General features: G+C 68.1%; 13 protein-coding genes and 1 pseudogene. 4 read left to right on the forward strand and 10 right to left on the reverse strand.

All coding sequences use genetic code 11. The features are described 5' to 3' along the window. Positions 1-19 precede the first annotated feature (19 nt). Both ADL12_RS23600 and ADL12_RS23605 read left to right on the forward strand, forming a co-directional pair. Positions 20-586, forward strand: a complete 567-nt coding sequence (locus ADL12_RS23600) for a PadR family transcriptional regulator (protein WP_062704836.1) — start codon at positions 20-22, stop codon at positions 584-586. A gap of 79 nt (positions 587-665) precedes the next feature. Beyond that, entirely contained in the window at positions 666-2384 is a 1719-nt protein-coding gene (locus ADL12_RS23605) for an acyl-CoA dehydrogenase family protein (protein ID WP_062704837.1), read from the forward strand. 269 nt (positions 2385-2653) lie between these two features. Here the strand turns inward: ADL12_RS23605 and ADL12_RS23610 are convergent, their stop codons facing one another. Both ADL12_RS23610 and ADL12_RS23615 read right to left on the reverse strand, forming a co-directional pair. Beyond that, positions 2654-3316 (reverse strand): pyridoxamine 5'-phosphate oxidase family protein, encoded by a 663-nt coding sequence (locus ADL12_RS23610; RefSeq protein ID WP_062704841.1) that lies wholly within the window; start codon positions 3314-3316, stop codon positions 2654-2656. 109 nt (positions 3317-3425) lie between these two features. Continuing rightward, a pseudogene (locus ADL12_RS23615) lies at positions 3426-3755 on the reverse strand (PucR family transcriptional regulator); the annotation flags it as partial. Between the two features lie 85 nt (positions 3756-3840). On the opposite strand from ADL12_RS23615, the gene ADL12_RS54200 reads away from it, so the two are divergent. Then, entirely contained in the window at positions 3841-4023 is a 183-nt protein-coding gene (locus ADL12_RS54200) for a hypothetical protein (RefSeq protein ID WP_159053262.1), read from the forward strand. Positions 4024-4206: 183 nt separating this feature from the next. Next, positions 4207-4644, forward strand: a complete 438-nt coding sequence (locus ADL12_RS23620; protein WP_208614602.1) for a hypothetical protein — start codon at positions 4207-4209, stop codon at positions 4642-4644. Between the two features lie 117 nt (positions 4645-4761). Here the strand turns inward: ADL12_RS23620 and cysC are convergent, their stop codons facing one another. The 8 genes from cysC to ADL12_RS23660 form a co-directional block, all read right to left on the reverse strand. Next, entirely contained in the window at positions 4762-5322 is a 561-nt protein-coding gene (gene cysC / locus ADL12_RS23625; RefSeq protein ID WP_062704847.1) for an adenylyl-sulfate kinase, read from the reverse strand. Further along, positions 5297-6544, reverse strand: a complete 1248-nt coding sequence (locus tag ADL12_RS23630) for a GNAT family N-acetyltransferase (RefSeq protein WP_062704849.1) — start codon at positions 6542-6544, stop codon at positions 5297-5299. The genes cysC and ADL12_RS23630 overlap by 26 nt, the downstream gene beginning before the upstream one ends. 3 nt (positions 6545-6547) lie before the next feature. After that, entirely contained in the window at positions 6548-6844 is a 297-nt protein-coding gene (locus ADL12_RS23635) for a hypothetical protein (RefSeq protein WP_062704852.1), read from the reverse strand. After that, positions 6841-7881: an MFS transporter gene (locus ADL12_RS23640; RefSeq protein WP_062704853.1), complete on the reverse strand. Its 1041-nt coding sequence runs from the start codon at positions 7879-7881 to the stop codon at positions 6841-6843. The genes ADL12_RS23635 and ADL12_RS23640 overlap by 4 nt, the downstream gene beginning before the upstream one ends. A gap of 78 nt (positions 7882-7959) precedes the next feature. Then, the gene (locus tag ADL12_RS23645) at positions 7960-8220 is read right to left on the reverse strand and encodes a YciI family protein (RefSeq protein ID WP_062704854.1); all 261 of its coding nucleotides are present in this window, start codon (positions 8218-8220) and stop codon (positions 7960-7962) included. Between the two features lie 60 nt (positions 8221-8280). Then, positions 8281-9636 carry an ATP-grasp domain-containing protein gene (locus tag ADL12_RS23650; RefSeq protein ID WP_062704856.1) on the reverse strand — a complete coding sequence of 452 codons (1356 nt, stop codon included), beginning with the start codon at positions 9634-9636 and terminating at the stop codon, positions 8281-8283. Next, positions 9636-10085, reverse strand: coding sequence for a sulfotransferase family protein (locus ADL12_RS23655; protein ID WP_062704857.1), 450 nt, complete (start codon positions 10083-10085; stop codon positions 9636-9638). The genes ADL12_RS23650 and ADL12_RS23655 overlap by 1 nt, the downstream gene beginning before the upstream one ends. A 405-nt stretch (positions 10086-10490) precedes the next feature. After that, positions 10491-12206 (reverse strand): carbamoyltransferase N-terminal domain-containing protein, encoded by a 1716-nt coding sequence (locus ADL12_RS23660; RefSeq protein WP_062704858.1) that lies wholly within the window; start codon positions 12204-12206, stop codon positions 10491-10493. Positions 12207-12219: the final 13 nt, after the last annotated feature.

Consider the following 12219-nt stretch of genomic DNA (forward strand, 5'->3'; position numbering starts at 1 on the left):
TGCATAGAAGGATCGGGGTATGGCGCTTGAGCACGCGATCCTCGTCTCTCTGCTGGAGAAGCCGGGCTCCGGCTATGAGCTGGCCCGGCGGTTCGATCGGTCCATCGGATACTTCTGGACCGCCACGCACCAGCAGATCTACCGCGTTCTCAAGCGCATGGAGAGCGATGGCCTGCTTGCCGTCCGTGAGATGCCGCAGCAGAGCCGACCGGACAAGAAGGAGTACTGCGTCGTAGGCCCCGGCCGCGCCGCCCTCTCTCAGTGGCTGCACGAATCGATCCAACCCGAGAGCATCCGGCACGAACTCGCCGTGAAGATCCGCGGCGCAGCCTTCGACGACCCGTCCGTGCTGATCCGTGAGGTCGAACGGCACCGCCAGGTGCACAGCGACCGGCTCGCGCACTATCTGGCGGGGGAGCTGCGCGACTTCACCGGCCCGGCGGCCCCGACCCTGCTCGACGCCGGTCAGGAGCTGCAGTATGTCGTGCTGCGCGGCGGCATCGCGTACGAACGGATGACCATCGCCTGGCTCGACGACGTACTCGCCACCCTCCGTCGGCTCGGCACGTCACACCCGCAAGCCTGAACGGCCGGCCACCGCCGCCTGCGCTCCGCGACCTTCAGCACTGCACCCTCAACCCTCAACCCTCGGAAGGTGGACCTCCATGGCCGACCCCCTCCTCTTCAACCCCCGCACGTACGACCCGGCGCAGTTTGACCCCGAGACCCGCAGGTTGCTGCGTGCCACCGTCGACTGGTTCGAGGACCGCGGCAAGCGCAGGCTCATCGAGGACTACCGTTCCCGTGCATGGCTGGCTGACTTCCTCGCGTTCGCAGCCAAGGAAGGACTGTTCGCCACCTTCCTCACCCCGTCGAGCGCCGCCGGACACAAGGACCAGCGCTGGGACACGGGCCGGATCGCCGCCCTCAACGAGATCTTCGGGTTCTACGGTCTCGACTACTGGTACGCATGGCAGGTGACCATCCTCGGTCTCGGCCCGGTCTGGCAGAGCGACAACACCGCGGCTCGCACCCGCGCGGCGGAACTCCTCACGCAGGGTGAGGTGTTCGCCTTCGGCCTTTCCGAGAAGACCCATGGCGCCGACATCTACTCAACCGACATGCTGCTGACGCCGGACGGCAATGGCGGCTTCAGGGCGGAGGGCTCCAAGTACTATATCGGCAACGGCAACGCCGCCGGGCTCGTCTCCGTCTTCGGCCGGCGCACCGACATCGAGGGCCCCGACGGCTACGTCTTCTTCGCCGCCGACAGCCGCCACCCGGCCTATCACCTCGTGAAGAACGTCGTCGACTCCTCTAAGTACGTCAGCGAGTTCCGCCTCGAGGACTACCCGGTGAGCCCGGACGACGTCCTGCACACGGGCCGTGCCGCCTTTGACGCCGCCCTCAACACCGTCAACGTCGGCAAGTTCAATCTCTGCACCGCCTCGATCGGCATCTGCGAGCACGCGATGTACGAGGCAGTGACCCACGCGCACCATCGGATCCTGTACGGGCGCCCCGTCACGGCCTTCCCGCACGTGCGCCGCGAGTTGGCCGACGCGTACGTCCGCCTTGTCGGCATGAAGCTGTTCAGCGACCGCGCCGTCGACTACTTCCGCTCCGCCTCTTCGGACGACCGCCGCTATCTGCTGTTCAATCCGATGACGAAGATGAAGGTGACCACGGAGGGCGAGAAGGTCATCGACCTGATGTGGGACGTGATCGCCGCCAAGGGCTTTGAGAAGGACACCTACTTCGCACAAGCCGCCGTCGAGATCCGAGGACTGCCGAAGCTCGAAGGCACGGTGCACGTCAACCTCGCGTTGATCCTCAAGTTCATGCGCAACCATCTCCTGCACCCGGCCGAGTTCGCGGCCGTGCCGACCCGCCTCGACGCGGCGGACGACACGTTCCTCTTCGAGCAGGGACCGGCCCGTGGCCTTGGCTCCGTGCGCTTCCACGACTGGCGCCCCGCCTACGACGCATACGCCGGGGTGCCGAACGTCGCCCGCTTCCGTGAGCAGGCCGACGCCCTGTGCGAGTTCGTCGCCACCGCGGCTCCCGACGAGGAGCAGAGCCGCGACCTCGATCTTCTTCTCGCCGTCGGCCAGCTGTTCGCGCTGGTGGTGCACGGCCAGCTGATCCTGGAGCAGGCCCGCCTGACGGACCTTGACGAGGACGTGCTCGACGAGCTGTTCTCCGTCCTCGTCCGCGACTTCTCCGCCTTCGCCGTCGAGTTGCACGGCAAGGACTCCGCGACTGCGGATCAGCAGCGCTGGGCGGTCGGTGCTGTTCGTCGTCCCGTCGTCGACGCAGCGCGTTCGGGGCGCGTCTGGGAGCGTGTGGAGGCACTGTCCGGGGCCTACGAGATGGCGCCGTGACAGCGCACCCAGGGGGCTCGTCGACACAAGACAGCCCGGGTTCCCGGGAGCAGTGACGCTCGTACCCTGGCCTTTCCGGGGCGACCTGCCGCGCGAAGGGCCGAGGTACGTTGTGCCGCCGCGTACTTGCCGTAGCAGTAGCCACGGCGGGTACCGTCGGGCGGCACGTCTGTCGGCTCGGCAAGGCACGCCAGACCGGCCCCCGTTCATGGTCCACGTGTCCCGCAGCAGCCCCGGTATTTCTGACGGGCGCCCAGGTCAACGCCGGGTCATCCCCTGCCCGGCAGCGGTCCGGTGCGTGTTTCCGAAGTCTGCATGCCCTCGTAAGGCGGGGACTGGTGCTCGGGGCGGGGGGCGAAGTAATCGGCATCCTTTGGCCGAGAGGCCTCCGGGCGCGGACGCGGGGCCGGCTCGAGATGGGGGATGTGCTTTGAGCAGTGCACATACGCCTCCTCGACCGTGATGTGCACCCAGAATTCGGGCCTGCGTCCAGGAGCGGCGTCCACGGGAAGGCAGGGGTAGGCCCGCCGCTGCTCCTCGTCCCGGCGGAGCCGAGCTGCGCCATTGACGTGCAAGCCGATGTGGTCATGCGTGAAGTCGACGAAAAGCAGGCCGATATGCGGGTTCTCGGTGATGTTTCCCGCGCTGGCGAGGACCCCGTTCCCACGGTACTCGGGGTAGGTGAGGGTGCCGTCATCCAGCACAGTGACGAAACCCGGGGGACCGGCACGGAGTGTGACGTCGCAGGCTCCATCGGCGTCCGATGTGGACAGGAACGTCATGGTTTGCCGACCTATGAAGTCCGCCATCTGCGGCGTGAGACAGGTCTGCACCTGGCGGTCGTAGAAGGTGGCGGCCTGTTCGGCCGTGCCGAGAAGGTGTTGCAGGCGGCGCTCGCCGACGGAGCCAGTGGATTCGTGGGGAGGGTTCACGGAACGCGCCGCCTTCCTGTGGCCTTCAGCTGGGCGTGGGGAGCGACGGCACTCTAACGCTGCCTGGAGCACGCTGTCGCGGTTCGAACGAACAAGCGACTTGCGATCTCTCGATGAACTCGCGGCGGGAGGCCTCCTCTTGGCGTACGGCGAGGCGCTGGGCGTGTTCGTAGCCCTCGGCGAAGGTGTCGATTACCTGCTGTACGGCGGCGAGTGTGCTGTCGGCCGAGTCGGGTGTGTGGGGCCAGGCCGCCCGGGCGGCGGAAAGGTGCGCGTTGACGAGGGCGCGCAGTCCGAAGCCTGCCTCCGCGGCCTGTTCTCCCGGGGCGCGCCGGGATGCGATCTCGTCCCGGGTGAGGCGCCGGCCCGTGGCCGAGACCTCGGCCAGGATGTGGGCGTAGCCGTCGAGATACTGCTCGGGTATCTCCCGGTCCGTCACGGGGGCCAGGTGCCCTCGTGCAGCATGACGTCCGGGGGAGCCGTGCGCCATTGACGCGTGTCCTGTATGGGAGAGGGGCTGGGACGTGCGGGCGTTTGTGGAGGCCGACACAGGCCTGCCCACGATCCTGTTCACCACTGCCCTCACCGTGGCGACGGTGCTGCTGGGCGCATTCGCTCCCGCGGGGATCGCGGTCGGGGCGCTGGTCGCCGCTTCGCTGCTGACCCGTTCATTGGTACGGCCGCTGCACCGCCTCCATCCCCCATGAACCCGAGCTGCCTAGGCGCGCCGAGATCATCGGCGGCGACCTGACCGGTCCGGCAAGCATCCTCCGCGACGAGGCCGACAAGGCCGACGAGGCCGACGAGCCGTTCCGTCGCGTGCCGCGCACCGTGCCCGAGGGCTTGTTCCAGACGCGCGACCGCGCTGCCTGACCAGTCAGGGGGGACTTGTGGACTGGAATGAAGATGAGCTTCTTGCCGACGAACTTGCAGCACTGGCGGGAATGGTAGGGGCCAACGAACGCGTCATGCGGCTGGTGGCCAAAGCGATGAGGAAGAACTCCCACGAGGTCGACATGGTCGTCCCGCTACCCGCCGAGGAAGCCCTCGATCATGTCGTACGGGTCCTGGGGCGAGCGGGGAGGCACGTCGAATCCGCCCTCGCGGAAGACCTTGCCGATTGGTCGACGGTCCGGGTGGTGGCGAGTTCGGGGACCGGTGGGCTGAACTCTGTCGTGGTCACAGCCTTGGTGGCGAAGAGCGGAGAGACAGAGACGGAAGTCAGGTTGCGGGCAGCGACTCTGGAGGGCTTGATCAAGCAGCGTGCGGGTGAGCGGACCGCGGTGCACCTGGCCGCCGTGCACCTGGCCGCCGCGCTGGGCAAGTAGCCGTGGTGTTGACGGCGAGCTGGTGCACTATCGCCGCGCAGATTACGGATCGGTGTTCCAGCCATCCCGTGCCAGGCGGCCGAGTTCGTCGTGTAATCCGCCGCGGTTCCGTGGCGGTCATGCAACGAACCGCTTCTCTATGAACAGGCCCATGAGAGCCGAGGCCGACTCGACGGCCGACTGCCGGTCCGCCGGGATGACGAGGTCTGGTTCCCCGGGTGTCTCGTAGGGGTCGTCGACCCCGGTGAGCCCCTTGAGCTCGCCGGCCCGACGCTTGGCGTAAAGGCCCTTCACGTCCCGTTGTGCGCAGACCTCGACAGGGGTGGCCACGTGGACTTCGAGGAAGTGCGTACCGCTCTTGACGTGCCGTTGGCGCACGGCGTCGCGGCTGTCGGCGTACGGTGCGACGACCGGCACGAGGACGATCACCCCGTTGCGGGCGAGGACTTTGGCCATCAAGCCGATCCGCTGTACGTTCTCGTACCGGTCTTCGCGGCTGAAACCGAGACCTGCCGAGAGGGTTTTCCTCATCGCGTCACCGTCCAGCACTTCGACGCGGTATCCGTCATCGCGCAGCCGCTCAGCGACGAGGTCTGCAATCGTCGACTTGCCCGCGCTGGGAAGACCGGTCAGCAGGACGGTCACACCGCAGTCACATGGGCCGGGGCGCACCACCATGGTCGGGTTCAACCTCTTTCTCGGTCAGTGCTGCTGACCGGTGAGACGTTCCAGGTGTGTTGACGTACGGGCGGCGAGGAACTCCATCACCTGGTGCAGCGCGGAAAGTCGGCCGGTATCGGAGCCTGGCGCCACGCCGCAGTTTGGCGCTGTACGCCTCGAAGCCGAGGCGTACGGTGCGCAGTCCATGCCGCGCCGCGTGGCGCAGCGGTTCGTAGAAGGTCAGGCACGGGTAGACGGGCACTCCCTCCGAGACGGACGCGTCCGCGCCGTACATGAGGATGCAGTAGTTCTGGCCGTCGGTCATGTGGATGCCGCACGCCGCCGGTTCACCCGTTTCGTCGAGTGCCACGGGGACACGGATCCGGTCGCCGAGCAGGGCGGCCATGGTGGTGCGCGCCGCGACCAGCGCTTGTGGGTTGGGCTGTCCGCCGTGCTTGGCGATGTTGCGGGCCTCCAGCGCCGCGATCCGGTTCACGTGGCCGGCCAGCGACCAGGAGTCCAGCCGCAGCCCCGAGTCGGTCAGGGCCTGTTCCTCCTTGCGGTGCAGGCGGCGGCGCCGGCTGGGGAGGCCGGCCAGGTATTCCTCGTACGAGGAGACGCCCCGCAGGTCGAACGCGGTGACGGCGGTCAGGACCGCGCCTCGGAAGCCGCAGCGGGCCAGGGCGGTACGCAGGGTCTCGTCGTCGGCGCGTACGAAAGGCACACAGATGGCACCGGCCGCCCCGTCCCGAACGGCTTGCTGGGCGTGTTTGAGCAGAGCGCGCAGGGCATGCTGCCGCTCTTGGCCGTCGAGGTCGGCCCGCAGCCCGGCTTCGCTGGAGTCGAAACTCCGGAACACCATGGCCTCACCGAGCACGGCGGTCAGCGCGGCCGCGTCCGGTACGGATCCGTCGGTTCCGCCCGTTACCGCGCGCAGCGCATCGGCGTGGTCCTCGCCGACCCGCTCGGCGTCGCCCTCCTCGGGGCGGCGCAACTGTTCGGAGGTGAGCAGCTTCCACGGGTGGCTGAACAGCCCGGACGCCGGCGTGGTGAGCGCACCGTGCAGTGCCAGGCAGACGCCGCTGTCGTCCGCCGCGGTCAGCAGAAGCGGATCGCCGGGCTTCATGTGTTCCCGGAGCCGCGCGTAACCAAGACTCAGGTCGGCGCGGTCGGCGCCGTACAGCTCTTGCCACTGCCCGCCTGTGAGGGCCTGGGCGCCGGAGTGCAGGCAAGTGTCCACCGCTCAGCCCTCGCGTTCTTCGAGCGGTGCCGGAAGCCGCCCGACGGCAATGAAGGCGCGCAGATCGTCGTCCGCGTTCTCGACGCGGCGTACCCGCTTGATCGGCGAGGCGAGCAGCGGCAGGGCCGAGGCCGTCAGGGATGCACCGATGAGCAGCAGCGCGTCCTTGGCGCCGAGCGCGTCGGCGAGTGCCCCGCCGATCAGCGCGCCCAGCGGACTGGGGCCCAGAGCGACCAACCGGTAGCTGGCAGTCACCGAGCCGAGGAACTCGCGCGGCGGAATGGTCTGCCGCAGGCTCATGACGTAGACGTTGTACGCCCCCAGGGACAGACCGTTGCATAGGAACGCCAGTCCGAACGCCACGAGTGGTTCACCAGCAGGGCAAACAGCGGGCCGAGGAGCAGGGAGCCCGAGGCGAGCAGGAGGCCGGCCGTCAGGACAGGGCCGGCGGGCAGCCGGGCGGCGAGCCGCCCCACACCCACCGAGCCGACCAGCGCGCCGACACTCGCCACGCCGATGAGCAGGCCGACGGTGCCGGACGACAAACCGGCCTGCCGGACCCCGTAGATCATGAACGCGGTGAGAAAGGCCTGTTCGTGCAGGTTGAAGAGACCTGACTGGACGCACAGGTCCCGTATCGGCCGGCAGGTCCAGGTGAACTTCAGGCCCTCGAGCAGTGCGGGGCCCCCGGGGCGGCCCGGGGCGAGGGCCGCGTCCTCGGGGATCTTCAGCGACCAAAACGCGATACCCGCCCCCGCGAACAGCGCGAAAGTCATGGTCACGGCGAACGGCAGCCCGGCCAGCTGGACGAAGAGACCCGCCAGCGCGGGCCCGGCCATCTGTGTCGCCGAGTTGCTCGCTTGCAGGATCCCGTTGCACTGGGCCAGTTCCTCGGGCCGCAGCACTTTGGGGACGGCCGACTGGTAGCCGATGTCGTAGAAGACCGTCGCCGACCCGACCACGAAGGCGATCACGAGCAGCATCCACAGGCTCAGGCCGAGGAGCGCATACCCCACGCCGAGCAAGGCGAGGGCCGCGCCGCGTATGACCGTGCAGACCACGATGACCGTGCGAGTGGGGGAGCGGTCGGCGAAGATTCCGGCGACGAGGGACAGGGCAACCACGGGGAGGAACTGTGTGGCCGACACCAGTCCTGTCTGCGCCCCGCTGCTGTCCAGTTCGACCACGGCCAGCAGCGGAAACAGGAAAAGGGCGACTTGGTAGCCCAGCCGAGAGACCGCGTCGCCGACCCACAGGCGGCGGAAGACGCCCAGCCGCATCAGCGCACGTGACGTCTCGGCGCCGGGCCTCGCAGCGTCCCGCGGACGCCGGCTCATGGTGCCCTCCTTTGCTTACGGATCGTCCGAGTTCGTCGTCAGCGTTTTCCTCAGTCCTCAGTCCTCAGTCCTCAGTCCTCAGCGGATGAACGGCTGCCACTCGCGCAGCCGCTCGACCCGCACGCCCTTGGTGCTGAAGTACGGGTCCTCGGCCAGCAGTTGGTCGAGGGCGGCCCGATCCGGTACGTCGAAGACGAGTACCGCGCCCGAGTCGTCGGCGAGCGGCCCGGCCATCCGGACAACTCCCTTCTCGTGCAGGTCCGTCAGTTTCTCCCGGTGCGCGGGGCGCGCGGCGAGCCTCTCGGGGGCGTCGGTGAAGGAGAGTTCGACGATCCACATGGGTGGCTGTTCCTTTCGTAGAGCAGAGTGAGCAACTGGTCCGACGATCGAATCCGGCGTCTAGTCTGCCGTGATCGATACCTCGATGGCCGCGGTCATCTCTGCTTCCAGCCGGTCGAGTTCGGCCGGCGACGGTGCGTCGATCAGGAACGTGACCGCCCTGTCCCCGGATTCGGTGAGCGGGCCGATCCGGGCGCCGTGCGGCTTGAGCACGAGGACCGCACGCACCGCCGCCGGCTCGTTCGGAGTGCCGGGTCCGATCTCCGGCCACGGTTCGCCGTTCGCCGTCCAGACGACGGCTGGTGCCTGCGGATGGCGCACCGTGACATCGCGCAGAACGCCGTGCTCTGTCTGGACGTACACCTGCCGGGCATGACGCACCGGCTCGGGCGGGGTTACCGGCTCGCCCAGAGCGATACGCAGGATGTCCGGTTCCATGGGGCGGCCGGTGGTGAGGTGGTAGAGCGGAAGCAGCCCGTCGCCCGGCGTGCGCACGGCCAGCTCCTTCAGCACCGGGCTGCCGCCGGTGGGCAGGCGTAGTTCGGTGTGGACGATGGCGTTTTCCACCGCCAGCCGCTCGATGATGTCCCGGTTGGCGGCCAGGAGCCGGTCGTTGTCCGGGGACGGAGGGGCCGGGACGGTGTGCGCCAGTTCCACGAAGTAGGCGCCCGACTCCTCGTTGGTGCGTTTGTGCGTCACCGACTCGAAGACGATCTTTCCGTCCTGTACCAGGGCCTCGACGGAGTACTCCTGGCCGCGTACCTGCTCCTCGACGAGCAAGGTCTCATCCGGCAGGTACGCGTCCGAGGAGACCAGTTCCGCGAGTTGCGCGCGGTCCTCGACCACGCGGACGCCCGAGCTCTCCCGGCGCCCCGAGGGTTTGAGCACTGCGGGGAATGTGACGTCGTCGTACGGCAGGGTGTCACGCTCGCCAGGAGGGACGATCACGGCGCGCGGGCTCCATTCGGCGAGGTAGGCGCGCTGGAGGTACTTGTTGCGGCAGACCCGTGTGGCGCGCAGTCCGGGCGCCGGCAGGCCGAGCATGTCCGCCACGATTCCCGTCTGCTCGACCAGCATCTCCCCTGCGGCGAAGACGCCGACGATGTCATAGCGCTCCCGCCACTCCATGACCGCGGCGACGACACCGGCCGTGAAGCCCCCTTCCGTTCCCACGATGCCGGAGACGAACCGGGCTTCTGCGATGAGTGATCCGGGGCGCGTGGCGGACGCCATCTGCCGCAGACATTCCGCACGCCACTGCTGAGAAGTGACGACGAGAGGGACGACGCCGCGCTCCTCCAGCTCGTGCAGGTACCGCCAGTTGCGCAGGATGACCTTGAGGCCGCCGAGCAGTACGAAGGCGCGGGGCGCGTCGGATCCGCGCGGCCCGTGAGGGCCGCGAAGGGGGGCTGTCATCACTCGTATCCGTACTGCTCGAGGATGTCGCCGAACTGCTCATCGAAGCGGGCGATGTTCTTGTCGGTGAAGTGTTCGCGCCAGGAGCCCGACCGCCCCTTGAAGAAGCTCCACGAGTTCTCGTTGTAGATCCGGTCCGCGACGTCCTCAGGATCCTCCGGCGAGCCGATCTGGGCGAACAGCCGGGCCAGGCTCTCCACCTGCCTCTCCCGGGAGCCGCCACCCTTCGGCCCGATCAGGTCCTCGAAACGCACCTTGCAGACGTCAGGGTGCCGCAACGGCCACATCGACCGCTCGAACTGGTCGCGGCCCAGGAACGAGGGGTCCCGCAGGGCGTAGTCGATCTTCTCCTCCCACGTCGGCAGGGACTTGAGGATCTTGTGGAAGATATCGAACTCGTAGAAGTTCCCGTATCCGGCGGAGGTGCGCCCCTCCAGGAAGCCCAGCACAGTCCGCGCGGCGTGTCGGCGAACTTCGAGTACGAGATGTGCTCGTTGCTGATGACGCCCTCGGCGAAGTCGAAACGGGTCTGGCCGTAGCGGTTGACGACCCGCTGCCCCAGCCTGCGCTGCCAGTGCCAGCCGAGGGCCGCCCAGTCGTCCCGGGTCGCCTTGCGCAGCTGCTGCGGGGACAGCGCGAGCAGCTCCTCGTACTCGGCGAGGGACCGGGTGATCGCGGCGATGTCGAGCAACTGGGCATCATCGAACTCGGGGATGTTGTCGGGGTCGGGACGGGGCACGCCTGCCATCTTGTAGCCGAGCTTGACCATCAGTCCCTGCATGAGATGAGTGCCGGCCTTCTGCAGGGATACCACCATGGTGCGGGGTGCCTGGGGCATGCCATTCCTCCTCTTCCTACTGCTCGTTGCCAAGCGCCCGGCGATACAGGACGCCCTCGGACCACACCATGTCGACCTGACCCCACTCGACCGCGGAGGCGACGTCGGGGAAGAAGCTGCGGCCGTTGTAGTTGGCGCTGGTGTTGCAGAGCACGGGGACGCCGCTCCACTTCTGGTACTCGCGAAGGATCTGGTACAGCGTCGAGTCGTCCTCGGCGCTGACCGTCTGCAGCCGCGCGGTGCCATCAAGGTGCATGATCGCGGGGACCCGGTCGACCCACTCGGGGCGCAGTCGGTGCTCGAAGAGCATGTACGGGTCGGGGGTGCCCGGGTCGAAGATCTCCGGGGCATGCTCGACCAGACAGATCGGCGCGACCGGGCGGAAGTGCTCGCGTTTCTTGGCGTCGTTGAGCCGGTCCTTCATTTTCGGGTCGGTGGCCGGCGCGATGATGCTGCGTCCGCCGAGGGCCCGGGGCCCGAGTTCGGCCGGGCCGTTGAGCACGACGACCGGCTCGCCGGTCCGGTGGATGATGCGGGCCAGTTCCTCCGGGCGGCACGGCACCACCGTCCAGCCCTGCGGCACATGCGGGGTCCGTACGAGGCCCGGCCCCTGGCGCACGCCCCACTCCAGAGGCCGAAGTCCCTTGCCGTCGGCGGCGCGTAGGCACGCCGTGCCGATCGCCGAGCCCGAGTCGTCGGGGAACGGTGGTACCCACATCGCCTTGATGATCGGTTGGGCGCGCAGCGCGCTGTTCCACTTGATGTTCAGGGCACAACCGCCCGCGAAGCACAGGTTCCAGGGCTCATCGCCCTTCCAGGCCCGGATTTTGGCCGCGACCCGCTCCAGAAGCAGGCCCTCGATGAAGGTGTGCACACTCGCGAGTACGTCCTCGTCACTGACCCCGAACTCCTTCACGCGCGCGGCGGCGTCGTCGAGGAAGGCATGGACGTATCCATGCGAGGGCTCGCCCGTGGACCCGCAGCCGATGATCTTCTCGCGGTACTCCCGCCCCCTCGGTGTGTCCGCCTCGAAGTGCTCGTGGAACAACTCCCTGAAGACGGCCTCGATTTCGGGCCTGGGGGTCCCGAGGGCGATGTAGGCCATCATCTTTCCGGCCACCGCGAGGTCGTCCACGTTGGTGGACTTGTTCCTGCGCGCGTACGGGCCCCAGTGCTGCGAGGCCATGGGGTAGGTGTGCCCGATCAAGGCGAAGACCTCGCCGCCGGGCTCCACCCGGCCCTGCGCGTCCACGCAGTACAGCCTCGGGAAGCAGCCGCCGTCCCAGACCATCACCATGGCAGGCTCGCCCCGGCGGGCGAACGGACTCGTGCAGTACGCGGCAGCCATATGGCTGGCCACGTGCACATAGCTCTGGTACTCCAGGTTGCGCCCACCGATGGTCAGTCGCCCGGCGTGACCGGGCAGGGCCGGGTCGGGCACCTTGTCGGTCTCCCGGTAGGGCGCGACCAGGAGGTCCAACGGTGTGCCGGCGGACAGTGTCGAGACGTGGCCGTTGAGGGCACCGTCCCAGCCGTCGATCACCAACTGGCCGATGTTCCGCACGCCGTAGCCGTAGGTGTCGAGGATCTTGACGATGTCGTCGAGTTCGTCGACGTTGCTGTACCGACGGCCGCTGTCCAGTTTCTGCATCTCGACGTTGAACACCAGCTTGTCGCCCTCGAGCAGAGCGATACCGCCACTCTGAGTGAGCTTCAGTCCCGCCGTTATCATCTCTGACCCTTCA

It is taken from the genome of Streptomyces regalis (assembly GCF_001509475.1).
In the GTDB taxonomy this organism is placed as follows: Bacteria; Actinomycetota; Actinomycetes; order Streptomycetales; family Streptomycetaceae; genus Streptomyces; species Streptomyces regalis.